Below are 22,298 nucleotides of genomic sequence, written 5' to 3' on the forward strand. Positions count from 1 at the left end.
CGGCCGCAGCAACGTGCGGCCGTGTTACTCAAGGCTTGTCGATCAGCGTCTTCGTCGCTTCGGCGATGAGGCTGCGTAACCAGCGTACTTCGTCCGAGTAATGACAGCGTTCGTGCCACAACTGGTAGTACTGCATCGGCGGGAAGTCGAGCGGCGCGGGTACGACCGTGAGCGGCAGGAAACGCGCATAGTGGTCGGCGAACAGGCGCGTGGTCGTGAAGACCAGGTCCGACTTCACGAGCACGTAGGGCGCGAGATTGAAGTACGGCAGCGTGACGACGACATGGCGCTTGAGGCGCTCGCGCGCGAGGTGCACGTCGATGGCGCCGCGCTGGCCCACGGAGTAGGGCGTGGGCGCGAGATGCGGCGCGTTCAGATACTGGTCGAGCGTGAGCCCTCCGCGCTTGGCGAACGGGTGCGTGTTACTCATCAGGCAGACGATCTGGTCGACGAACAGGTTCGAGAGATGCAGCTGTTCGGGCGGCTCGGGCCAGTTGCCGATGACGATATCGAGCTTGCCTTCCTCGAGCGCGAGCTCGTAGTCGAACGCAGGCCCGAGCGAGTGGAACTCGAGCGTGGCGTTGGGCGCGGCCAGGCGGAAGCGCTCGACCACGGTTGGCACGAACAGGACGTTCAAATAGTCAGGACAGCCAATCCGATAGCAGCGGATGGACGTGGCCGGATCGAAATTGTGCTGCTGGAAGCGGATGCGCTCGATCTCTCGCAGCGCGTTCTGGACTGGTTCGAGCAGGCGCAGGCCATACTCGGTCGGCACCATGCCGGACTTGCCGCGCACGAGGAGCGGGTCGCCGGTGATGTCGCGCAGACGCCGAAGCGCCGCGCTGATTGCGGGCTGGGACTGATTGAGCTTGACGGCCGCGCGTGTCACGCTGCGCTCCATCAGAAGCGTGTGCAAGACGCGCAAGAGGTACGTGTCGATCGCCTCGCGTTGCTGACTCATGAATTCTCCGAATTATATGTTCTGGCTGATCGATGAGGCTTGGGGGTATATCGTTTTTAATATGGACAAAAAGTGGCGTCAAGCGAGGCTTACCCCGAGGCTCGCGCCGGGGTTATGCCGGCCAGCCCCGTGCAGCGAGGCAACAGCGAATTTTGGCGGCTCGACCTTCGCAGGGCTAACGGGTATCGTCACCCCCGCACGGCGGCGCGCGGCGGCCAGCGTCAAACGGTTAACGGACAGCAATAACGTACAACGGCGGAACCTCCATGGGTGATTCTTCTTCTCGTCAGGCAACGCTTGGGCAAAACGGGAGCGATGTGCCGCGCCTCGCGCTTGCCGGCATCACGAAGCAGTACCCAGCGGTGCGCGCGAACGATGACGTCACGCTCTCGGTCGCGCCCGGAGAAATCCACGCCTTGCTCGGCGAGAACGGCGCGGGCAAGAGCACGCTCATGAAGATCGTCTACGGTGCGGTGCGGCCGGACGCGGGCGAGATCCGCTGGGAAGGCCAGGCCGTCGAAATCGCGAGTCCGGCTGCGGCGCGCAAACTCGGCATCGGCATGGTGTTCCAGCATTTTTCGTTGTTCGAAACACTTACCGTCGGCGAGAACATCGCGCTCTCGCTCGACGAACCGTTCGACCTCAAAACGCTCGGCAAACGCATTCGCGAGGTGTCGGCGCAATACGGCCTCGATGTCGATCCGCAGCGTCACGTGCATAGCCTCACGGTGGGTGAGCGTCAGCGCGTGGAAATCGTGCGCTGCCTGCTGCAGAATCCGCGTCTGTTGATCATGGACGAACCGACTTCGGTGCTCACGCCGCAAGCGGTGCGCAAGCTGTTCGGCACGCTGCGGCGTCTCGCTTCCGAAGGCTGCAGCATTCTCTATATCAGCCACAAGCTCGACGAAATCCAGGAGCTTTGCGACACGGCCACCGTGCTGCGCGGCGGCAAGGTCACGGGCCGCGTCATTCCGCGCGAAGAAACGCATGCGTCGCTCGCGCGGCTGATGGTCGGGCGCGAACTGCCCGACTACACCCGGCGCGCGCACGCTCCCGGCGACGTGCTGCTCGAAGCGCAGCATCTGTCGATGCCGAGCGACGATCCGTTCGGCACCTCGCTCAACGACGTTTCGTTCGCCGTGCATGCGGGCGAGATACTCGGTATCGCCGGCGTCTCGGGCAACGGCCAGGCGGAATTGCTCGCCGCGCTCTCGGGCGAAGCGCAAGCGGCCCGCCACGGTGTGAGCGCCGATGCCGTCAAGATTTGCGGCAAGGCCGCGGGACGCCTTTCGGCTGGGGCGCGCCGAAAGCTCGGCTTCGCTTTCGTGCCGGAGGAGCGCCTTGGGCGAGGCGCGGTCCCGGCCATGTCGCTTGCCGAAAATGCCTTGCTCACGGCGCACCGCGAAGGCATGGTGCGCTCGGGCTGGCTCAGGACCGGCGCGATGCGCGCATTCGCCGAGCGCTGCATCGGCGCGTTCGACGTGCGCTGCGGCGGCCCGGACGCGCTCGCGCAAAGCCTCTCGGGCGGCAATCTGCAGAAGTACATCGTGGGGCGCGAGATCCTCCAGGCGCCGAAGGTGCTCGTGGTCGCGCAGCCCACCTGGGGCGTGGACGTGGGCGCGGCCGCATTCATCCGTCAGCAGTTGCTCGATCTATCTGCGCGCGGCGTGGCGATACTCGTGATCTCGGAAGAGCTGGAAGAGCTCTTCGACATCTGCGACCGCATTGCCGTGCTCGCGGGCGGACGCCTTTCACCCGCGCGTTTGACGGGCGAGACGAACGCCGAGGAAATCGGCCGCTGGATGGCGGGGCTTTTCGGCGAGCGTTCGGATCGCGGAGACGGCGGCCGGCCTAACGGCGAGCCGCCCGCGCAGACCGTGGCGAATGCATGACCTGCGCCACATAACAACACACACACAAGCACATCGACCACCCGAGACCGACCACCGACTTCACGACCATGATCTTCCCGTACCGACTCGAAGCCCGCACGACGCCGTCGCGCACGGTGCGCATCGCCGTGCCGCTCATTGCGGCGCTGCTCACGCTCGCCATCGGCTTCCTGATCTTTGGCCTCGTGGGCCGCGATCCCTTGCAGGCGATGCACGCGTTCTTCATCGAACCGCTGTCGAGCGTCAACGGCTGGTCCGAGCTCTTGCTCAAGGCCTCGCCGCTATGCCTGATCGCGCTCGGTCTCGCGGCGGGGTATCGCGCGAACGTGTGGAACATCGGTGCGGAAGGGCAAATGGTTGTGGGCGGCATCGCGGCGAGCGGCGTGGCGATCTATTTCGACCAATCGACGGGCTGGTGGATCCTCTTCCTGATGATGTTCGCGGGCGTGCTGGGCGGCATGGCGTGGGCGGCAATTCCCGCGTGGCTCAAGAGCCACTTCAACACCAACGAGATCCTCACGAGCCTGATGCTCACCTACGTCGCCACGCAGCTGCTGATCTGGCTCGTCAGCGGTCCGTGGCGCGACCCGCAGGGCATGAACTTTCCGCTCTCCGAAATGTTCAGCGGCGACGCGCTCTATCCGACCTTCGGCGGCGACTGGCGCATCCACTGGCTGCGCGGCACGCGCCTGAACGCATCGATCTTCCTGACGCTCGCGGCCATTCCGCTCGTGTGGCTCTTCATGCGCCGCAGCTTCGCGGGCTATCGCATGAGCGTGGGCGGGCTCGCGCCGCTCGCCGCGCGCTATGCGGGCTTCTCGGAGAAGAAGACGATCTGGACCTCGCTGCTGCTTTCCGGCGGTCTCGCGGGGCTCGCGGGCATGGGCGAGATTGCCGGCCCCATTGGCCAGCTGCAAGCGACGTGGTCGCCGGGCTACGGCTTCACGGCAATCATCGTCGTGTTCGTGGGGCGTCTGCATCCGGTCGGCATCGTGCTCGCGGGCCTCTTGATGGCGCTGCTCTACCTGGGCGGCGAAGCCGTGCAGACGTCGCTGCAATTGCCGCAGGCGCTTTCCGGCGTGTTCCAGGGGCTGCTGCTGTTCTGCCTGCTCGGCGCGGACCTCTTCGTGAACTATCGCGTGCGCCGCCGTCATCCGGTCGCGGTTGCGAGCTGACCAGCGCAATCCAGAGAACAATCAAACGGGCCACACGACATGGATATCCAGCAAGCCAGCTCGCTCGCCTCGAGCGCCGTTACCGCCGCCATTCCGCTCATGTTCGCGGGCGTGGGCGAACTCGTCACCGAGAAGTCGGGCGTGCTCAACCTCGGCGTGGAAGGCATGATGCTGATGGGCGCCGTCACGGGCTACGCGGTCACGACCATTACCGGCAGCCCATGGCTCGGCCTCGTCGCGGGTATGGCCGCCGGCATTGCGATGTCGTTGCTGTTCGGCTTTCTCGTGCTCACCATGCTCGCCAACCAGGTCGCAACGGGCCTCTCGCTCACGATCTTCGGCGTCGGGCTCTCGGCATATGTCGGCAAGCCGTACACTTCGGCCGCCACCTCGGCGACCATCGCGGCATGGCCGATTCCGGGGCTCTCGCAACTGCCCGTGGTCGGGCAGGCGTTCTTCAGCCTCACGCCTGTCGACTACCTCGCGTTCATCATGTTCGCCGTGGTCGGCTGGTTCCTCTATCGCACGCGCGCCGGGCTCGTGCTGCGCTCGGTCGGCGAGTCGCCGCAAGTTGCGCATTCTGTGGGCTTTCCCGTGATCGGCGTGCGCTATGGCGCGACCGCCTTCGGCGGCGCGATGGCGGGCCTCGCTGGCAGCTACTACTCCGTGGTGCAGCTGCATCTGTGGCAGGAGCAGATCACGGCAGGGCGCGGCTGGATCGCGCTCGCGCTCGTCGTGTTCGCGACGTGGCGCCCGGGCCGCCTTCTGATCGGTGCGCTGCTCTTTGGTGCGGTCACGGGCGCGCAGTTCTATGCGCAGGCCGTGGGCGTGCCGGTGCCCACGCAGTTCCTCGCCATGCTGCCGTACGTCGCGACGATCGTCGTGCTCGTGCTCATCTCGCGCAACCCGAACACGATCCGCCTGAACGCGCCGGCTTCGCTCGGCAAGCCGTTCTTTGGGGCCGCCTAGATGGGGCTATCTATACGGAATACTAATCAACACGCCTTGAACGCTCGCAGTTCCCAATTCACGACAGGAGATCCACGATGAAAAAAACCATCCTGACCGCTTTCGCCGTCGCCGCCACGTGCGGCACGGCGGCCCTCGCGCCCGCGGCCCACGCCGCCGACGTGCCGGGTGTCGCGTTCGTCTATCTCGGCAATCCGGGCGATGCCGGCTGGACCTTCGCGCACGATCAGGGCTCGAAGGTCGCCGAGCAGAAGTTCGGCAACAAGATCAAGATCACGCGCGTGGAAAACGTGCCGGAATCGGCGGACTCGGAGCGCGTGTTCCGCGACCTCGCGAACAAGGGCAACAAGATCATCTTTGGCACGAGCTTCGGTTATCAGGACTTCCAGCTCAAGGTGGCGAAGGATTTCCCGGACACCGTGTTCCTGCACGCCACCGGCTACAAGAAGGCGCCGAACTTCGGCACCTATGACGTGCGCATGTATCAGGGCGCGTATCTCGCGGGCGTGGCGGCCGGTTACGCGACGAAGACCAACACGCTCGGTTTCGTCGCTTCGGTGCCGATTCCCGAGGTCGTGCGCAACATCAACGCGTACACGCTCGGCGCGCGTTCGGTGAATCCGAAGGTGCATACCAAGGTCATCTGGATCAACAGCTGGTTCGATCCGGGCAAGGAGAAGCAGGCCGCTGAAACGCTGATCGGCCAGGGCGCCGACGTGCTGCTGCAAAACACTGATTCGAGCGCGACGCTCGCCACCGCCGAAGAGAAGAAGGTCCACGCGTTCGGTTGGGACTCGAACATGAAGAAGTTCGGCCCGCACGCGCACCTGGGCTCGGTCGAGGCGAACTGGGGCGTGTACTACGTCGCGGCGATCCAGCAGGTGCTCGATGGCAAATGGAAGAACGACCCCGTGTGGTGGGGCATTCCGCAAAAGGCCGTCGATCTCGGCGACGTCAACACGTCCGAGCTTTCGGCCGACGCGCAAAAGGCCGTCGCCGCGAAGCGCGAACAGATCGCGAGCGGCAAGTGGGACGTCTTCACGGGCCCGATCAAGGATCAGACGGGCGCAGTCAAGATTCCGGCCGGCAAGACGCTGACCGACCCGGAACTGCAACGCCTGAACTGGTACGTCGAAGGCGTGGACGGCTCGCTGCCGAAATAAGCATGAGCCAGACGCTCGCGCCGTCCTGCACGGCGCGGGTGCGAGTGCATTCTTCGTACGATTTAGACGTGCGTACGCGAAACGGCTGCGTGTAGCGCTGAGAGGCGCGCGCAGCCGTTCGACTTTCTAGCAGCGCAACGCAGCGCCGCGTCAGTCGTCGATGCGTATGCCGACCTTGATCGTGACCTGCCAGTGCGAGACCTGATCGTTTTCGATCAGGCCGCGCGTTTCCACGACCTCGAACCAGTGCAGGAAGCGCAGGGTCTTCGACGCCCGCGCGATGGCGCAACGAATGGCGTCGTCGCTGGACACCTTGGACGAGCCGGTAAGTTCGATCTGCTTGTAAACGTGGTCGTTCATGGCAGTGTCTCCTCGTGGGTCGCGCAGCGTCGGCGCGTCAATCGAGTATAGGTAACGGACCGGGGCGCAAGGGCAAAGATGAGAGAAGCCCGGCGCCAGTTATCATGGCGCCTCGCGCGAAAACGAGCATTCAACGTGCCCGTTTTGCAGGCGTGAATGCACAACGGCGAATGACAGGAGACGGAGAAAATGGGCGGGCAGGTATTGGGTTTTTGCGGACCGGGGCTGATGGGCGCGCCGATGATTCGTCGTTTGCTGCGCGCCGGGCACGCCGTGCGCGTGTGGAACCGCTCGCCGGCGAAGGCGCAGGCGCTGATCGCCGACGGCGCGCAAGTGGCTGCGACGCCCGATGAACTCGCGCGCGAGGCCGACGTGGTGTTGCTATGCGTCGCCGATGCGGCAGCGGTCGAGCAGGTGGTGTTCGGCGAGCACGGGCTCCTGGCCGGTACGCCCGGCGCAGGCGTGCGCGTGCGCGTGCGCCGCATCGTCGATCATTCGAGCATTCCTCCCGACGCGACGCGCAGGCTCGCAGAGCGCGCGGCGGCGTTCGGCGTGGGTTGGGTCGACGCGCCGGTTTCGGGCGGCGTGGCGGGCGCGCAGAACGGCACGCTGGCGATCATGGCGGGCGGGGCAACTGCCGACGTCGAAGCCGTTACGCCGATCCTCGGCGCCTACGCGGCGCGCGTGACCCATATGGGTGGCGTGGGCGCGGGTCAGACCACAAAGCTGTGCAACCAGGCCATCGTCACGGCGACAGTGGCGGCGATCGCCGAAGCGGTGAGCCTCGCGCGGCGCAGCGGCATCGACGCCGCGAAATTGCCCGACGCGCTTGCGGGCGGCTGGGCCGATTCGACGTTGCTGCGCACGTTCGTGCCGCGCATGACGCAAGACGGGCTCGAATCCATCGGCGCACTCAAGACGTTCCAGAAAGATGTGGACACGATCGCCGCTGCGGCCGCGCAGACCGGCACGCCTATGCCCGTCTCGAGCACGGTCCAGCAATTGCTGCGTCTCGCGGCAGCCATGGGCCTCGAGCAGGTCGATTTTTCGGGCTTCATCGACGTGCTGCAGACACCGCGCAGCGGCGAAGCGTGACCTGATCAGGCACCCGCAGGCCTCGCGGGCGATGCGGCCCCGTTGTAACCGGCGCGCATGGCGGCCTTCACATTGCTCACTTCTTGCCGTGTCATGCTGCACGGAGCAGGGCTCTCCGCGCGGCTGGAACTCGCGCGCGAAGTGGCATAACCTGCTAAAATTACAGGTTTTTCGTCGATCTACTTTCCGGGACGCGCTGTGCTCTCTACCGCCAACATCACCATGCAATTCGGGCCGAAGCCCTTGTTCGAGAACATCTCGGTCAAATTCGGCGAAGGCAACCGCTATGGCCTGATCGGCGCGAACGGTTGCGGCAAATCCACGTTCATGAAGATCCTCGGTGGGGATCTCGAGCAGAGTTCGGGCAACGTCATCCTCGAGCCGAACGTGCGTCTGGGCAAGCTGCGCCAGGATCAGTTCGCGTATGAAGACGTGCGCGTGCTCGACGTCGTCATGATGGGCCACACCGAAATGTGGGCTGCGATGACCGAACGTGACGCGATCTACGCGAACCCCGAAGCCACCGACGACGACTACATGCACGCCGCCGAACTCGAAGCGAAGTTCGCCGAGTACGACGGCTACACGGCCGAAGCGCGCGCGGGCGAACTGCTGCTCGGCATCGGCATCGGCACGGAGTTCCACAACGGCCCGATGAGCGGCGTGGCGCCGGGCTGGAAGCTGCGCGTGCTGCTCGCGCAGGCGCTGTTCTCGAAGCCGGACGTGCTGCTGCTCGACGAACCGACCAACAACCTCGACATCAACTCGATCCGCTGGCTCGAAGACGTGCTCAACGAGTACAACTCGACCATGATCATCATCTCCCACGATCGACACTTCCTGAACCAGGTCTGCACGCACATGGCGGACATGGACTACGGCACGCTGAAGGTCTGGCCGGGCAACTACGACGACTACATGCTGGCGTCGACGCAGGCGCGCGAGCGTCAGCAGGCCGCAAACCAGAAGGCGAAGGAGCGCGTGGCCGACCTGCAGGACTTCGTTCGCCGCTTCTCGGCGAACAAGTCGAAGGCACGCCAGGCCACCAGCCGCCTGAAGATGATCGACAAGATCAAGATCGAGGACTTCAAGCCCTCGTCGCGTCAGAACCCGTTCATCCGGTTCGAGTTCGAGAAGAAGCTGCACAACATCGTCGTGGTCGCGGAAGAGATCACGAAGACGTACGAGCGCCGCATCTTCAACAAGCTCAGCATCAGCGTGCAGCCGGGCGAGCGCATCGCGATCATCGGCGAGAACGGCGCGGGCAAGACCACGCTGCTGCGCTCGCTGCTCGGCAACCTGGCCGTCGATAACGGCTCGGTTAAGTGGGCGGAGAACGCGAACGTGGGCTACATGCCGCAGGACACGTACGAAGAATTCCCGGCCGACGTGACGCTGATGGACTGGATCGACCAGTACCGCCAGGAAGGCGACGACGAACAGTCGGTGCGCGGCACGCTGGGCCGTCTGCTCTTCAATGCCGATGACATCAGGAAGTCGGTGAAGGTGCTGTCGGGCGGCGAGAAGGGTCGCATGATCTGGGGCAAGCTGATGCTCGGCCGCCACAACGTGCTGCTCATGGACGAGCCCACGAACCACATGGACATGGAGTCGATCGAGTCGCTGCAGATCGCGCTCGAAAAGTTCGAAGGCACGCTCGTTTTCGTGTCGCACGACCGCGAGTTCGTGAACGGTCTGGCCAACCGCATCATCGAGGTGAAAACCGATGGCACGGTCAAGGACTACAGCGGCAACTACGAAGACTTCCTGGTGAGCCAGGGGCTGCAGTGAGTTTCGGTCGCTGATCGAAGCATGAAATGAAAACGGGCGGCGCGTGAGCGTCGCCCGTTTTGTTTTTTGGCCGCTGCAGGTTCGCTTTACGTTTGCGTCAACCACGCTAGAATGCAATGTCGCCGCGGCGAGCGCCGCGATGAAAAGCGCAAACGCATACGGAACTTTGCATGGGATGGCAGTAAGTGCTCTGCATGAGCCCGGAGTAAGTGCTAAAGCACTAACTCCGGGCGACAGCCGAAGCGCAAACTGCCATCGACAGACAGGAGACAGGTAGATGAACGACTACACGCAGTTCTACATCAACGGCCAGTGGGTCGCCCCGCACGGCAAGGGCACGATCGACGTGTTCGACTCGGGCACCGAGGCGGTGATGGGCCGCATCCCCGAGGGGATCGAAGCGGATGCCGAAGCGGCCGTCGCCGCCGCGCGAGCAGCCTTCGATGGCTGGGCCGCGACGCCCGCCGCCGAGCGCGGGGCGTATCTGCAGAAAATCGCCGACAACCTCAAGGCTCGCACCGACGAACTCGCGCAGTTGATCGCAGGCGAAGTTGGCATGCCGCTCAAGCTCGCGCGCGCCATTCAAGTGGGCGGCCCCGTCTACAACTGGGGCGCTTACGCGCAGCTCGCAAGCGAGTTCCAGTACGAGGAGCGTGTGGGCAACTCGCTCGTCGTGCGCGAACCGGTGGGCGTCGTCGCGGCCATCACGCCGTGGAACTATCCGCTCAACCAGATCACGCTCAAGGTCGCCGCCGCGCTCGCCGCCGGCTGCACCGTCGTGCTCAAGCCTTCGGAGGTCGCGCCGCTCAACGCGTTCGTCCTCGCCGAGGCCATCCACGAAGCCGGCCTGCCCGCGGGCGTGTTCAATCTCGTGACGGGCTACGGTCCCGTGGTGGGCGAACTGCTCGCGCGCCATCCGGACGTCGACATGGTGTCGTTCACCGGCTCGACGCGTGCGGGCAAACGCGTGTCGGAAGTCGCGTCAGCGACGGTCAAGCGCGTTGCGCTGGAGCTGGGCGGCAAGTCGGCCGCCGTCGTGCTCGACGACGCCGACTTCGCGGCCGCCGTGAAAGGCACCGTGGGCGCGTGCTTCCTCAACTCGGGGCAGACCTGCTCGGCCCACACGCGCATGATCGTGCCGGAGTCGCGTTACGAAGAAGCGCGAGACCTCGCGAAGCAGGCCGCCGAGGCGTTCAAGGTGGGCGACCCGCGCGACGAGAAAGCGAAGCTCGGCCCGCTCGCCTCGAAAGTGCAGCAGGAGCGCGTGCTGCACTACATCGAGCGCGGCATGGCCGACGGCGCCGAGCTCGTGACGGGCGGCCCCGGCATGCCGGAAGGCGTGACGCAGGGCTTCTTCGTGAAACCGACCGTGTTCGGCCGCGTGCCGCGCGACGCGGCCATCGCGCAGGAAGAGATCTTCGGCCCGGTGCTGACGATCCTCACGGCGAAGGACGAAGACGACGCCGTCGCGATCGCCAACGACTCGCTCTATGGCCTCGGCGGCGCGGTCTGGGCCGGCAGCGACGAGCGTGCGATGCGCGTGGCGCGCCGTATCCGTACAGGCCAGATCGACATCAACGGCGGCGCCTGGAACATGGCCGCGCCCTTCGGCGGCTTCAAGCAGTCGGGACACGGCCGCGAAAACGGCGCGTACGGCCTCGAGGAATACCTCGAATACAAGTCGATGCAGTTCAAGGTGCCGAAGGGCTGATGAGGCATCTCGTCGCGCGCTATCGCAAATCTTTTAATGCGACGTGTTGATGCAGGTCATGAACGCGGGCTTCTTTACAGAAGTCCGCGTTTTTGTTTGATGCATGTCAATGTCATATGTGGGGTACGCGCGACCATAAGCGCTTTGTCATCGACAGAGCACAACATGTTTCCTGGACACTCCTTCGCTCCGCTCCAGATTCGCGGTCGTCAACTCCTGCCCGTCGTGCAGGGCGGCATGGGTGTCGGCATATCCGCACACCGGCTTGCTGGCAGTGTCGCCCGTGAAGGTGCGCTCGGCACTATCGCGAGCATCGACCTGCGCCACCATCACAGCGATCTCATGGACATGTGCCGCGCGGACCCGCGGCACGAAACGCTCGCTCGCGCGAACCTCATCGCGCTTGGCCGCGAGATCGCGGCGGCACGCAAGCTTGCAGGCGGCAACGGCATGATCGCCGTGAACGTCATGAAGGCGGTGAACGCCCATGCCGACTACGTGCGTGCCGCCTGTGAGCATGGCGCCGACGCGATCGTCATGGGCGCGGGCCTGCCGCTCGATCTGCCCGATCTCACGGCGGGCGTGGATATCGCGCTCGTCCCGATCCTGTCGGACGCACGGGGCGTCGCGCTCGTGCTCAAGAAGTGGATGAAGAAGGGCCGCCTGCCCGACGCCATCGTGATCGAGCATCCGGCCTACGCGGGCGGCCACCTCGGCGTGACCGACATCGCCGACATGGGCAACGAGCGCTTCGCCTTCACGAAGATATTCGAGGAACTCGAAGGCGTCTATGCCACGCTCGGCATCTCGCGGCGCGACGTGCCGCTCGTCGTGGCGGGCGGCGTCAACAGCCACGAGGCCGTGCGCAAATGGCTCGAGGCGGGTGCAAACGGCGTGCAGGTCGGCACGCCGTTCGCGGTGACCGAGGAGGGCGACGCGCACCCCGAGTTCAAGCGCGTGCTCGCCGAAGCGAAGCCTGAAGACATCGTCGAGTTCGTGAGCGTGACGGGCCTGCCCGCACGCGCGGTGAAAACGCCGTGGCTTGAACGTTACTTGCGCAACGAGTCGCGTATTCGCGCCAAGATCGGCTCGCTCAAGCTTGCTTGCCCAACCGGTCTCGAATGTCTTTCGGCCTGCGGGCTGCGCGACGGCATCGAGAAGTTCGGCCACTTCTGCATCGATACTCGGCTCGCCGCGGCGTTGCGTGGCGACGTCGCGAACGGCTTGTTCTTCCGCGGGCGTGAAGCGTTGCCGTTCGGCAATGCGATCCGCAGCGTCCGCGACCTCCTGGAGTTGCTGCTGACCGGCGCTGCGCGACCTGCGGTCGCACAACGAGCGGCGTTCGCGCTGGCTTGATACGTATCAAAACGGCGCCAGACCCCGTCTCTGACAATTTGTAGGCCTTCAAGGCTAGACCTACAGACACGGGGATTAACGATGTATAAAGCAATTAGAAAGGCAGCAGCCACTGCCGCGCTCACCATGGGCGCGGCCTTCCTGGCAGTGCCGGCCAGCGCGGCCGGTTCTCCCGACTCGGGCATTTACGCAGGCGACTGGCTGGTGCGCCTGCGCGCGATCGAGATCGCGCCGGACGCGCGCGGCAGCGGCACGCTCGGCGCGCTTGGCGCGGACGTGAACAACGCCATCGTGCCCGAGGTCGACTTTACCTACATGGCGACCAACAACATCGGCGTCGAGTTGATTCTCGGCACGTCGCGCAACCAGGTGACGTCGAACATCGGTGCACTGGGCGGCGTGGGCGTGCTGCCGCCAACACTGCTGCTGCAGTATCACTTCAACAACGCGGGCAGGGTGCGGCCGTACGTAGGCGCGGGTATCAACTACACGCTGTTCTACAACAACGGTCTGCACGCAGGCGGCCAATCGGTTTCGATCGACAACCACAGCTGGGGTCCGGCGCTGCAGTTCGGCATCGACTTCCAGGTGACGAAGCGCATCTTCGTGAACGCGGATATCAAGAAGATCTGGATGCACACCGACGCGTCGCTGGGCGGCACGTCTCTCGGCACGCTGCATATCGATCCGCTCGTGGTGGGTCTGGGCGTCGGCATGAAGTTCTGATCGATCGCCTGACCACCGCTTTTTCGAACGCCGGCGTGCCCGGCGTTTTTTTATCCGCGTTCAGGCGCGGTCTTTCTGGAAGCGCATGGCGGTGCCTTCGCGCTCGATGCGCTCCCACACGGCGCGCTTTTCCTCGTCGCTCAGAAAGACCCAGTTGGAGACTTCCCCGGCGGTGCGCCCGCAGCCTTTGCAGACGTCGTCGAAGAGTGTCGAGCACACACCGATGCACGGGCTGTCGGGGAGGTCGTGGAGATTGGATGCCATTGAAGAGCCTTGGGGCGTGGCCGGGCGTCGCGCGCGCCGGCTTCGGTACGAAACGCCGCTATGTTAACCGATACGGAGCGGGGCGGCCGCCCGCACCTCCAGGTGAGCCGCGGCGACGCGCGATGCGAGATGAATCGGCCAGGCCATTGCAAGGCGATAGCAAGGTGGTGGGCGGCGCTGCGCCCTGGCGGCAGCAGGCCGTAGCGCGCATGCGCCACCGAAGCGGTTTTTTGTGGACACGGCCCGTGAAACGGCTAAAATTGCGCGCGATTTACCGTCCGCGCGCGGCTTGCCGTGTTTCCATGGCCCATGTTCCGTTTGCGCGACACGCCTGCGTTTTATTTCTTGCCGGGCGGGTTTGATGGTAGGTTTTGGGAAAGTCAGGGGAGCCGTGCACAAGCGACACAAAGCACGGCACTAAGCGAGGCAGGCAGCCGGCCGGAGCCGGTCAGGATCGGAGAACGGGATGAAGAAAGGGGTTGTGGCGCAACTGGCCGCGCTCGCACTGTGCGCGGCGCCGTGGATGACGTCGGTGGCGAAGGACACGCAGCTGAACGTGTACAACTGGTCCGATTACATCGCCAAGGACACGATTCCGAACTTCACGAAGCAGACCGGCGTTCAGGTCAAGTACGACAACTACGACAGCGACGACACGCTCCAGGCCAAGCTGCTCGCTGGCAATTCGGGCTACGACATCGTCGTGCCGACCAGCAATTACGCGGGCAAGCAGATCGCCGCCGGCATTTTCGCGCCGCTCGACAAGTCGAAGATCCCCAACCTCAAGTATCTCGATCCGCAGCTGATGGCGCTCGTCGCCGGCGCGGATCCGGGCAACAAGTACGCGGTGCCCTGGGCGTACGGCACGACGGGTCTCGCCTATAACGTCACGAAGGCGCAGCAGATCCTCGGCAAGAATGTGCCGCTCGACAACTGGGACATCCTCTTCAAGCCCGAGAACATCTCGAAGCTGAAGGCCTGCGGCGTGTCCGTGCTCGACGCGCCGGACCAGATGTTCGCGGCCGCGCTGCACTACATCGGCAAGGACCCGCTCTCGACGAATCCGGACGACTATCGCGCCGCGCTCGCGATGATGAAGAAGATCCGCCCGTACATCACGCAGTTCAACTCGTCGGGCTACATCAACGACCTCGTGGGCGGCGACATCTGCTTCGCGTACGGCTGGTCGGGCGACGTCGTGATCGCCAAGCACCGTGCCATCGACGCGAAGAAGCCCTACAAGATCGAGTACTACATCCCGAAGGGCGGCGCGCCGATCTGGTTTGACGTGATGACCATCCCGAAGGATGCCCAGCACAAGGAAGCCGCGCACGAGTGGATCAACTACATCGAGACGCCGCAGGTCCACGCAGCGATCACGAACGCGGTCTACTACCCGAGCGCGAACGCGGAAGCACGCAAGTACGTGGACAAGGACATCGCCAACGACCCGGCCGTGTACCCGCCGCCCGAAGTCCTGAAGACGCTGTTCCTGCTCAAGCCGCTGCCGCCTGAGATCCAGCGCCTGCAGACGCGTCTGTGGACCGAGTTCAAGTCGGGCCGCTGACGCGGTCACCGCCGCGGTTGAAATTCGATCCCGTTTTACCCCGAGCCCTCGGCACGATGCCGGGGGCTTTGTTCGTCAACCCCGTCCAGCATTCACGCAGAAACAGGCAGGGCAGAGAGAATCATGAGTGACCAGTCGAGCGCGCCGGCATCCGCCGGCTCGCTGCCTTCGGGCTTCACCGCGGCAGATTCGGCCGCGGACAACTTCGTGCAGATCGTCGATGTCGTCAAGAAGTTCGGCGAGACGGCAGCCGTCAAGGGCGTCAATCTGTCGGTGAAGAAGGGCGAGCTGTTCGCGCTGCTCGGCAGCTCGGGCTGCGGCAAGTCCACCTTGCTGCGCATGCTCGCGGGCCTCGAATCCGTGACGTCGGGCAAGATCCTGATCGACGGCGAGGATCTCGCGGCGATGCCGCCGTACCGCCGCCCGGTCAACATGATGTTCCAGTCGTACGCGCTCTTTCCGCACATGACGGTGGAGTCGAACGTGGGCTTCGGGCTGCGCCAGGAAGGCGTGAAGAAGGGCGAACTCAAGGACCGCGTGGCCAACGCGCTCGAACTCGTGCAGATGACGCGCTTTGCCAAGCGTAAGCCGCACCAGCTCTCGGGCGGCCAGCAGCAGCGCGTGGCGCTCGCGCGCTCGCTCGTGAAGCGCCCGAAGCTGCTCCTGCTCGACGAACCGATGTCGGCGCTCGACAAGCAGATTCGCCAGCGCACGCAAATCGAACTCGTCAACATTCTCGACAAGGTAGGCGTCACCTGCATCATGGTCACGCACGACCAGGAAGAGGCGATGACGATGGCGGGGCGCCTCGCCGTGATGAGCGAAGGCGAGATCGTCCAGCTCGGCACGCCGAACCAGGTCTACGAGTTCCCGAACAGCCGCTTCTCGGCGGAGTTCATTGGCTCGACCAATCTTTTCGATGGCAATGTGGTCGAGGACGAGCCTGACCACGTGTTCGTCGAGTGCGCAGAGCTGCCGGTGCGGCTCTACGTGAACCACGGCATCACCGGGCCACTCGGCATGCCGGTGACGATCTCGGTGCGCCCGGAGCGTATCTCGCTCACACGCAAGCCGCCCGAGGGCGTGTTCAACTGGGGCAAGGGCGTGGTCAAGAACATCGCCTACATGGGTGGCTACTCGCTCTATCACGTCAAGCTCGACTCGGGCAAGACGGTGATCGCGAACATGTCGAGCCTCGCGCTCTCCGAGATCGACTCGCCCACCTGGGAAGACGAAGTCTACGTGCGCTGGAGCGCCTCGGCCGGTGTGGTGCTGACGTCATGAGCGCGACGACTTTCCGCAGCATCCTGAACTGGCCGGCGAAGCGCTTCAATCTGACCGGGCGCACGGCCGTCGTGGCGGGCCCGTTCATCTGGTTGCTGCTGTTCTTCCTCGTGCCGTTCATCCTGGTGGTGAAGATCAGCTTCGCCGACCAGCAGCTCGGCATTCCTCCGTACACGGAGCTGACGTCGTTCGCGGATGGCGTCTGGCATATCGCGCTCGACTTTTCGCACTACGCGTTCCTGTTCCAGGACAGCCTGTACTTCGCGACTTACGTGAATTCGGTGGTCGTGGCGGCAATTTCGACGCTGCTATGCCTCATCATCGGCTATCCGATGGCGTACTACATCGCGCGCTCGAATCCGGCCTCGCGCAACATCCTCATGATGGCCGTGATGCTGCCGTTCTGGACGTCGTTCCTGATCCGCGTGTACGCTTGGATCGGCATCCTGAAGAACAACGGACTGCTGAACAATTTCCTGATGTCGATCGGCATCATCCATTCGCCCATCGAGCTTTATCACACGAACACGGCCGTCTATATCGGCATGGTGTATTCGTATCTGCCGTTTCTCGTGATGCCGCTCTACGCGCACCTCGTGAAGATGGACCTCACGTTGCTCGAAGCCGCCTACGACCTGGGCGCGAAGCCATGGCGCGCGTTCGTGGAGATCACGCTGCCGCTCTCGAAGAACGGCATCATCGCCGGCTGCCTGCTCGTGTTCATTCCGGCGGTGGGCGAGTACGTGATTCCTGAGCTGCTCGGCGGCGCGAACACGCTGATGATCGGCCGCGTCATGTGGAACGAGTTCTTCGACAATGCCGACTGGCCGATGGCCTCCGCGGTGACCTGCGCGATGGTGCTCCTGCTGCTCGTGCCGATGGCGCTGTTCCAGCACTATCAGGCGAAGGAACTGGAGGGCCGCGGCAAATGAAACCGAATCGCGTTCTGCAGTTCATCGCGCTCGGCCTCGGCTTTGCGTTCCTCTACATTCCGATCCTGAGCCTCGTCGTCTACTCGTTCAACGAGTCGCAACTCGTGACGGTGTGGACGCGCTTTTCCACGCGCTGGTATCAGGCGCTCATCACCGATGACGAGTTGATCACGGCCGCATGGCTCTCGCTGCGCATTGCGCTGATGACCGCGTTCGCCTCGGTGTTCATCGGCACGTGGGCGGGCTTCGTGCTCGCGCGCATGGGGCGCTTTCGCGGCTTCACGCTCTTCTCGGGCATGATCAACGCCCCGCTGGTGATTCCCGAAGTGATCCAGGGCATTTCGCTGCTGCTGCTGTTCGTGGAAATGGGCAAGCTGATCGGCTGGCCCGCGGGTCGCGGCGTGTTCACGATCTGGATCGGCCACGTCATGCTGTGCATTTCGTACGTCGCCATCATCGTGCAGTCGCGCGTGCGCGAGTTGAACCCATCGCTCGAAGAAGCGGCGCTGGACCTTGGCGCAACGCCCTTCAAGGTGTTTTTCCAGATCACGCTGCCGCTCATCTCGCAGGCGCTTGCGGCGGGCTGGCTGCTGTCGTTCACGCTGTCGATCGACGATCTGGTGCTCTCGGCGTTCCTTTCGGGCCCGGGCTCGACCACGTTGCCGCTCGTGGTGTTTTCGCGCGTGCGCCTCGGCCTGAACCCGGAGATGAATGCGCTCGCGACGCTCTTCATCGCGGTCGTGACGGTGGGTGTGATCGCCGGCAACTACTTCATGCAGCGCGCAGAGCGCAAGCGGATGGCGATGGCCGTCTGAGCGGCGCCGCGCTTCGAAGCGCATGCAAAAAACGGCGCGCGGGCAGTGATGTCCGCGCGCCGTTTGCTTTTGCGGTGCAGTCGTTACAGCCGGTATCCCATGCGAAACCCGCCCCAGTGCCGCCCGTTCACGAAGATCGGCGCGGAGGCGTCCTTCATCATCACGAACGTGCCGCCGCCCATGTCGCGACGATAGGTTTGCAGCAGGAAGGGCTTGGTATGCGAACCGGCGGCACGGCCCGCGCGGTCGTTGAAAATTCGATGATTGCGGCAGTTCGCGGCGTTCCACACCGGGTCGGCGCCCTGCGGATGCGAGAACTTGCGATTGTGGGTCGGTATGTAGCCGCGCGGATCGATCGCGACGCAGAAGGCGACGCGTTCGTCGAACGTGAGCAGCGGTTCGAGGATCGGGGGCAACACGCGGTCGGTGAAGGCCGTAAAGCGCGTCATATGCTGCTGCGGGTTCGTGTCCGGCACCGGCGCGTAGACGCTGTCGAACAGATCCGCTTCGCCGATCTCGCCGCGCGCGAGCGCGCCTTCGAACAGCTTGCTCACCTGGGCGGCGGCGCGCTGCACTGTCTCGATAAAGCGGGTGTCGTCGGTTTCCACACCGGTTGCGGCGGAAAGCTCGATGAGCGTTTCCGAGACCTCGAGCAGCCGGCCGAGCTGATCCTTCGCCTGCACGAAGTTGCGCCCCGAATCTTCGACGCCCGCGACCATCTCGCCCACCTGGCTTTCGAGTCCGTCGCATTTCGTTTCGATCTCGCCCGTGAGCTGGGCGATCTGGCCGGCGTGCTCGTCGAGCTGCATGATCGCCTGGCCGGTGCTGTGCACCGCCTCGCCGATCGTGTGCGTGCCCTCGCGCACGCGGTACGCGCGTTCGGTGTTGGCGGTACCCTCGGCGATGAGCTGCTCGGTTTGCTGCGTGAGTTGCCCGAGGGTTTGCTCGATCTGGCCGGTGGCCTGCGCAGTCTTGGCGGAGAGGTTCTTCACCTCGGCCGCGACCACGGCGAAGCTCTTGCCGGACTCGCCCGCGCGCGCCGCTTCGATGGCCGCGTTGAGCGCGAGAAGCTGGGTTTGCCGCGCGATCAGGGAGATTTCCTCGGAGACCTTCGAGACATGCGCGAGCGCGCTTTTGAGCGCCCGGATCTGCGTCTCGATGACGGTGACGCTCTCCACGAGGCCGTGAATGTCGGCAAGCGAATCCTCGATGGTCTGCTGCGACTGCTGGACGGTGGCGGCGGTGCCGGTGCTCAGCTCGCGCATTGCGCGGGCCGCCGTGGCGATCTGATGGTTGCCGGCGAGGGTGTGGGCTGCCGACTCGCGCAGGGCGTGGCACACGTCGGTCTGACGCTGCACGCGCGCGGCGACTTCGTCGACATGGCCTGCCACGTCGCAAATCTCGATACCGAGCCTGCCGGCATGCGCGGCAATGTCGCCGACCACGCCGGCGGATTTTCCCGCGCGGCGGCGACCGCGCAGACCCAGCAAACGCAAACGTGCCATCGGGTGTCTCCTTTCCCGGTGCGCCATGAAAGCTGCGGACAACTGCCCAAAGCTGTGGGCCCGGTCGTCAGCAGGTTCGATCGCCGGGCTTTCTGAACTTGTTTACGGCGCGTAATACGGCGACTTGAGCGCAGGGGTGGCGCCTGGCGCTATGATCGGGAACTCGGGCGCTTCGAAAGCCGGAAAAGAGGAGCAAAGGGGCGTCGCGACGGGAGCAAGATGATAGAAGCGATTTTCGGCGGGAGCGCGCCGCTCGCGCTCTGGCAGCAGCTGATCCAGCTCTGGGAGCTGATCGTGATGGTGTTGCGCTTCCTCTGGGAGCTGGTGAAGCTCCTCGGCGGCGGCGGTTGAACGACAAAAGGGCAGACGATGATCGACGATTCCACCCGGCGTTTCACCGACCGGGTCGCAGATTACGTGAAATTCCGGCCGACCTATCCGCGCGAAGTGGCGACTTTCGTGCATGTGGAGTGCGGCATCGCGCCGGGCGCGCCGGTGGCCGACATCGGCGCGGGTACGGGCCTCTCCACGAAGCTCTTTCTCGACGCGGGCCATCCGGTCACGGCCGTCGAGCCGAACGCGGCCATGCGCGCCGCGGCGGACGAACTGCTAGGCGTCTACAAGGGCTATCGCAGCGTGGCCGGCACTGCGGAGGCGACGACGCTCGATGACGCGAGCGTGGATCTCGTGAGCGCCGCGCAGGCGTTCCACTGGTTCCACAAGACCGACGCGCAGCGCGAATTCGCGCGCATCCTCAAGCCGCGCGGCAAGATCGTGCTGTTCTGGAACAGCCGTCTGCTCGAAGGCTCGGCGTTTCTGGCGGGCTACGAGGCGCTCCTGCAGCGGTTTTGCCCCGAATACGCGCGCGTGGCCGAAACCTATCCCGACTCGGCCGCGATGGCCGACTGGTTCGGCGACGGCTTCGAGCATCAGACCGTGTTCCCGAACGCGCAACTGCTCGACTTCGATGGCCTGCGCGGACGGCTGATGTCGTCGTCGTACGCGCCGCGCGCGGGCGATGAACGCCACGAGCCGATGCTCGCGGCGCTGCGCGAGCTGTTCGATGCGACACAAAAGGACGGCACCGTGAACTTCGCCTACGAGACGCGCGTGTACGCCGGGCATCCGCAGCGCGTCTAGCGCTCGAACGCGTAGTCGGCGGTGCGCACGCGGCGCGTTCTACGGCGGAACATGAACGTGAAGCCGGGCCATAGCGCGGTGTTCTTGCCCGCCTGCGTCAGGTAGTAGCTGCGGCAGCCCGACTGCCACACGGTGCGCGCGAACCGCGCCTGCACACGCGCGTTCCAGCTTCGCTGCGCCTCTGCGCGAACTTCCATCGTGCGGGCGCCCGAGCGCTGCAGCGCTCGGATGCAGGCCGCGATATAGGCGATATGCGACTCGATCATGTAGACCATCGAGTTGTGCCCGAGCGCCGTGTTCGGCCCGATCACGAAGAAGAGATTCGGGAAGCCCGCGACGCTCGCGCCGAGGTAGGCCTCGGGGCCGTCGCGCCGCCACATCTCGCCGAGGTCCTGGCCACCCACGCCCGTCACCTGGAAAGGCGCGTCCACATCGTTGACCTGGAAGCCCGTGCCGCAGACGATCGCGTCGTAAGGCCGATGCGTGCCGTCGACGGTGACGATGCCATCGGCGACGACCTCGCGGATCGCGTCGGTCACCAGCTCGACGTTGGGCTGCGCGAGGGCAGGGTAGTAGTCGCTCGAGAGCAGCACGCGCTTGCAGCCCAGCAGATAGTCGGGTGTGAGCCGCGCGCGCAGGTCGGGGTCTTTCACCTTGTGCGCGAGGTAGCTCAGCGCGAACTTCGTCGGCGTCCTGAGCAGGCGCGGCTCTACCGCAAAGCCGAGAGCGCGCGATTCGTGCTGCCAGTAAATCTTTGCGCGCGCCACGCGTTGCGCAAAGGGCATGTGCCGATAAATCCAGCGCCAGCGCTCGCTGATGGCGCGGTCGGGCCGCGGCATGATCCACGGCGGCGTGCGCTGAAACACCGTGAGTTGCGCCGCACGCGGCTGGACATGCGGCACGAACTGGATCGCGCTCGCACCGGTGCCGATCACGGCGATGCGCTTGCCTTCGAGCGCATAGTCGTGGTCCCAGCGCGCCGAGTGGAAGAGCTTGCCTTCGAAGCGCTCGATGCCCGCGATATTCGGCAGCTGCGGACGCGAGAGCGGACCGTTCGCGGCGGTCACGATATCGGCTTCGATCGTCGTGATCGCGCCGTCGCGTTCGATTTCCACCTGCCAGACGCCGCGCGCCTCCAGGAAGCGCGCCGCGCGCACGCGCGAACGGTATTCGATGAAGCGCTCGACGTCGTACTTGTGCGCACAATGGCGCAGGTAGTCGAGAATTTCGTGCTGCGGCGCGTAGGTGCGCGTCCACGCCGGATTCAGCTCGAACGAAAACGAATAGAGGTGCGAAGGAATATCGCAAGCGGCGCCCGGATAGGCGTTGTCGCGCCAGGTGCCGCCGAGGCGTTCGGCGGCCTCATAGATCGTGAACGAATCCACGCCCATGTTACGCAGCCGGATCGCCATGCCGATGCCGGAAAAGCCGCTGCCGATGATGGCGATGCGCAGCGCGCCCCCGTTGCCGAGCGCTTGATTGGCCATGTGTGCGTCCGCCGTTATGTGTGATGTGCTGCGTATTCTTCGCGCCGATGCAAAACGGGCTCCATGAAGGAGCCCGTCGTTGCGTCAGCGGCGTGCGCTGGGGAA

20 protein-coding genes are annotated in these 22,298 nt (G+C 64.8%); 15 read left to right on the forward strand and 5 right to left on the reverse strand.

Annotated features, from left to right (window positions below):
• Positions 1-28: 28 nt before the first annotated feature.
• The gene (locus E1N52_RS30115) at positions 29-961 is read right to left on the reverse strand and encodes a LysR substrate-binding domain-containing protein (RefSeq protein ID WP_133186718.1); all 933 of its coding nucleotides are present in this window, start codon (positions 959-961) and stop codon (positions 29-31) included.
• 266 nt (positions 962-1,227) lie between these two features.
• On the opposite strand from E1N52_RS30115, the gene E1N52_RS30120 reads away from it, so the two are divergent.
• From E1N52_RS30120 to E1N52_RS30135, 4 genes are all read left to right on the forward strand, one after another.
• Positions 1,228-2,853 (forward strand): ABC transporter ATP-binding protein, encoded by a 1,626-nt coding sequence (locus E1N52_RS30120; RefSeq protein WP_133186720.1) that lies wholly within the window; start codon positions 1,228-1,230, stop codon positions 2,851-2,853.
• A 68-nt stretch (positions 2,854-2,921) separates the two neighbouring features.
• Positions 2,922-4,028, forward strand: a complete 1,107-nt coding sequence (locus tag E1N52_RS30125) for an ABC transporter permease (RefSeq protein ID WP_133186722.1) — start codon at positions 2,922-2,924, stop codon at positions 4,026-4,028.
• Positions 4,029-4,067: 39 nt separating this feature from the next.
• A complete protein-coding gene (locus tag E1N52_RS30130) occupies positions 4,068-4,997 on the forward strand; it encodes an ABC transporter permease (RefSeq protein WP_133186724.1) in 930 nt (309 codons plus the stop codon).
• A gap of 77 nt (positions 4,998-5,074) precedes the next feature.
• Positions 5,075-6,160: a BMP family ABC transporter substrate-binding protein gene (locus tag E1N52_RS30135; protein WP_133186726.1), complete on the forward strand. Its 1,086-nt coding sequence runs from the start codon at positions 5,075-5,077 to the stop codon at positions 6,158-6,160.
• Between the two features lie 150 nt (positions 6,161-6,310).
• On the opposite strand, the gene E1N52_RS30140 is transcribed toward E1N52_RS30135, so the two are convergent.
• Positions 6,311-6,520 (reverse strand): dodecin, encoded by a 210-nt coding sequence (locus E1N52_RS30140; protein ID WP_133186728.1) that lies wholly within the window; start codon positions 6,518-6,520, stop codon positions 6,311-6,313.
• A gap of 189 nt (positions 6,521-6,709) precedes the next feature.
• Here E1N52_RS30140 and E1N52_RS30145 point away from each other — a divergent pair, with 189 nt between their 5' ends.
• From E1N52_RS30145 to E1N52_RS30165, 5 genes are all read left to right on the forward strand, one after another.
• Positions 6,710-7,615, forward strand: coding sequence for an NAD(P)-dependent oxidoreductase (locus E1N52_RS30145; protein ID WP_133186730.1), 906 nt, complete (start codon positions 6,710-6,712; stop codon positions 7,613-7,615).
• 198 nt (positions 7,616-7,813) lie between these two features.
• Positions 7,814-9,406, forward strand: a complete 1,593-nt coding sequence (locus E1N52_RS30150) for an ABC-F family ATPase (RefSeq protein WP_133186732.1) — start codon at positions 7,814-7,816, stop codon at positions 9,404-9,406.
• 277 nt (positions 9,407-9,683) lie between these two features.
• A complete protein-coding gene (locus E1N52_RS30155; RefSeq protein WP_133186734.1) occupies positions 9,684-11,117 on the forward strand; it encodes an aldehyde dehydrogenase family protein in 1,434 nt (477 codons plus the stop codon).
• A gap of 165 nt (positions 11,118-11,282) precedes the next feature.
• On the forward strand, positions 11,283-12,473 hold the full coding sequence (locus tag E1N52_RS30160) for an NAD(P)H-dependent flavin oxidoreductase (RefSeq protein WP_133186736.1): 1,191 nt from the start codon (positions 11,283-11,285) through the stop codon (positions 12,471-12,473).
• A 126-nt stretch (positions 12,474-12,599) separates the two neighbouring features.
• Complete coding sequence (locus E1N52_RS30165) at positions 12,600-13,199, forward strand: OmpW/AlkL family protein (protein WP_246089271.1); 600 nt, start codon at positions 12,600-12,602, stop codon at positions 13,197-13,199.
• Between the two features lie 60 nt (positions 13,200-13,259).
• On the opposite strand, the gene E1N52_RS30170 is transcribed toward E1N52_RS30165, so the two are convergent.
• On the reverse strand, positions 13,260-13,463 hold the full coding sequence (locus E1N52_RS30170) for a DUF1289 domain-containing protein (RefSeq protein ID WP_133186740.1): 204 nt from the start codon (positions 13,461-13,463) through the stop codon (positions 13,260-13,262).
• A 466-nt stretch (positions 13,464-13,929) separates the two neighbouring features.
• Between E1N52_RS30170 and E1N52_RS30175 the strand changes: the two genes are divergently transcribed.
• The 4 genes from E1N52_RS30175 (at position 13,930) to E1N52_RS30190 (ending at position 18,061) form a co-directional block, all read left to right on the forward strand.
• Positions 13,930-15,030, forward strand: coding sequence for a polyamine ABC transporter substrate-binding protein (locus E1N52_RS30175; RefSeq protein WP_133186742.1), 1,101 nt, complete (start codon positions 13,930-13,932; stop codon positions 15,028-15,030).
• 123 nt (positions 15,031-15,153) lie between these two features.
• Positions 15,154-16,314 carry an ABC transporter ATP-binding protein gene (locus tag E1N52_RS30180; protein WP_133186744.1) on the forward strand — a complete coding sequence of 387 codons (1,161 nt, stop codon included), beginning with the start codon at positions 15,154-15,156 and terminating at the stop codon, positions 16,312-16,314.
• The gene (locus E1N52_RS30185; protein WP_133186746.1) at positions 16,311-17,246 is read left to right on the forward strand and encodes an ABC transporter permease subunit; all 936 of its coding nucleotides are present in this window, start codon (positions 16,311-16,313) and stop codon (positions 17,244-17,246) included. The genes E1N52_RS30180 and E1N52_RS30185 overlap by 4 nt, the downstream gene beginning before the upstream one ends.
• Positions 17,243-18,061: an ABC transporter permease subunit gene (locus E1N52_RS30190; RefSeq protein WP_069265666.1), complete on the forward strand. Its 819-nt coding sequence runs from the start codon at positions 17,243-17,245 to the stop codon at positions 18,059-18,061. Before E1N52_RS30185 ends, E1N52_RS30190 begins: the two co-directional genes overlap by 4 nt.
• Positions 18,062-18,144: 83 nt before the next feature.
• On the opposite strand, the gene E1N52_RS30195 is transcribed toward E1N52_RS30190, so the two are convergent.
• Positions 18,145-19,566: a methyl-accepting chemotaxis protein gene (locus E1N52_RS30195; RefSeq protein WP_133186748.1), complete on the reverse strand. Its 1,422-nt coding sequence runs from the start codon at positions 19,564-19,566 to the stop codon at positions 18,145-18,147.
• Positions 19,567-19,785: 219 nt separating this feature from the next.
• Here E1N52_RS30195 and E1N52_RS45340 point away from each other — a divergent pair, with 219 nt between their 5' ends.
• Both E1N52_RS45340 and E1N52_RS30200 read left to right on the forward strand, forming a co-directional pair.
• Entirely contained in the window at positions 19,786-19,917 is a 132-nt protein-coding gene (locus E1N52_RS45340; protein WP_256094777.1) for a hypothetical protein, read from the forward strand.
• Between the two features lie 18 nt (positions 19,918-19,935).
• On the forward strand, positions 19,936-20,706 hold the full coding sequence (locus E1N52_RS30200) for a class I SAM-dependent methyltransferase (RefSeq protein ID WP_133186750.1): 771 nt from the start codon (positions 19,936-19,938) through the stop codon (positions 20,704-20,706).
• Here E1N52_RS30200 and E1N52_RS30205 read toward each other — a convergent pair.
• A complete protein-coding gene (locus E1N52_RS30205) occupies positions 20,703-22,193 on the reverse strand; it encodes a flavin-containing monooxygenase (protein ID WP_133186752.1) in 1,491 nt (496 codons plus the stop codon). The two genes, E1N52_RS30200 and E1N52_RS30205, sit on opposite strands and share 4 nt — an antisense overlap.
• Between the last annotated feature and the right edge of the window lie 105 nt (positions 22,194-22,298).

This window comes from Paraburkholderia guartelaensis (genome assembly GCF_004353905.1).
Classification (GTDB): domain Bacteria; phylum Pseudomonadota; class Gammaproteobacteria; order Burkholderiales; family Burkholderiaceae; genus Paraburkholderia; species Paraburkholderia guartelaensis.

What these genes read in the sequence shown, in the direction of transcription:
- E1N52_RS30145 (WP_133186730.1), top strand. Translation starts at nt 6,710, where the DNA reads ATGGGCGGGCAGGTATTGGGTTTTTGCGGACCGGGGCTGATGGGCGCG.
- E1N52_RS30130 (WP_133186724.1), top strand. Translation starts at nt 4,068, where the DNA reads ATGGATATCCAGCAAGCCAGCTCGCTCGCCTCGAGCGCCGTTACCGCC.
- E1N52_RS30180 (WP_133186744.1), top strand. Translation starts at nt 15,154, where the DNA reads ATGAGTGACCAGTCGAGCGCGCCGGCATCCGCCGGCTCGCTGCCTTCG.
- E1N52_RS30170 (WP_133186740.1), bottom strand. Translation starts at nt 13,463, where the DNA reads ATGGCATCCAATCTCCACGACCTCCCCGACAGCCCGTGCATCGGTGTG.
- E1N52_RS30120 (WP_133186720.1), top strand. Translation starts at nt 1,228, where the DNA reads ATGGGTGATTCTTCTTCTCGTCAGGCAACGCTTGGGCAAAACGGGAGC.
- E1N52_RS30190 (WP_069265666.1), top strand. Translation starts at nt 17,243, where the DNA reads ATGAAACCGAATCGCGTTCTGCAGTTCATCGCGCTCGGCCTCGGCTTT.
- E1N52_RS30205 (WP_133186752.1), bottom strand. Translation starts at nt 22,193, where the DNA reads ATGGCCAATCAAGCGCTCGGCAACGGGGGCGCGCTGCGCATCGCCATC.
- E1N52_RS30175 (WP_133186742.1), top strand. Translation starts at nt 13,930, where the DNA reads ATGAAGAAAGGGGTTGTGGCGCAACTGGCCGCGCTCGCACTGTGCGCG.
- E1N52_RS30185 (WP_133186746.1), top strand. Translation starts at nt 16,311, where the DNA reads ATGAGCGCGACGACTTTCCGCAGCATCCTGAACTGGCCGGCGAAGCGC.
- E1N52_RS30135 (WP_133186726.1), top strand. Translation starts at nt 5,075, where the DNA reads ATGAAAAAAACCATCCTGACCGCTTTCGCCGTCGCCGCCACGTGCGGC.
- E1N52_RS30155 (WP_133186734.1), top strand. Translation starts at nt 9,684, where the DNA reads ATGAACGACTACACGCAGTTCTACATCAACGGCCAGTGGGTCGCCCCG.
- E1N52_RS30195 (WP_133186748.1), bottom strand. Translation starts at nt 19,566, where the DNA reads ATGGCACGTTTGCGTTTGCTGGGTCTGCGCGGTCGCCGCCGCGCGGGA.
- E1N52_RS30165 (WP_246089271.1), top strand. Translation starts at nt 12,600, where the DNA reads ATGGGCGCGGCCTTCCTGGCAGTGCCGGCCAGCGCGGCCGGTTCTCCC.
- E1N52_RS30160 (WP_133186736.1), top strand. Translation starts at nt 11,283, where the DNA reads ATGTTTCCTGGACACTCCTTCGCTCCGCTCCAGATTCGCGGTCGTCAA.
- E1N52_RS30200 (WP_133186750.1), top strand. Translation starts at nt 19,936, where the DNA reads ATGATCGACGATTCCACCCGGCGTTTCACCGACCGGGTCGCAGATTAC.
- E1N52_RS30125 (WP_133186722.1), top strand. Translation starts at nt 2,922, where the DNA reads ATGATCTTCCCGTACCGACTCGAAGCCCGCACGACGCCGTCGCGCACG.
- E1N52_RS45340 (WP_256094777.1), top strand. Translation starts at nt 19,786, where the DNA reads ATGATAGAAGCGATTTTCGGCGGGAGCGCGCCGCTCGCGCTCTGGCAG.
- E1N52_RS30140 (WP_133186728.1), bottom strand. Translation starts at nt 6,520, where the DNA reads ATGAACGACCACGTTTACAAGCAGATCGAACTTACCGGCTCGTCCAAG.
- E1N52_RS30115 (WP_133186718.1), bottom strand. Translation starts at nt 961, where the DNA reads ATGAGTCAGCAACGCGAGGCGATCGACACGTACCTCTTGCGCGTCTTG.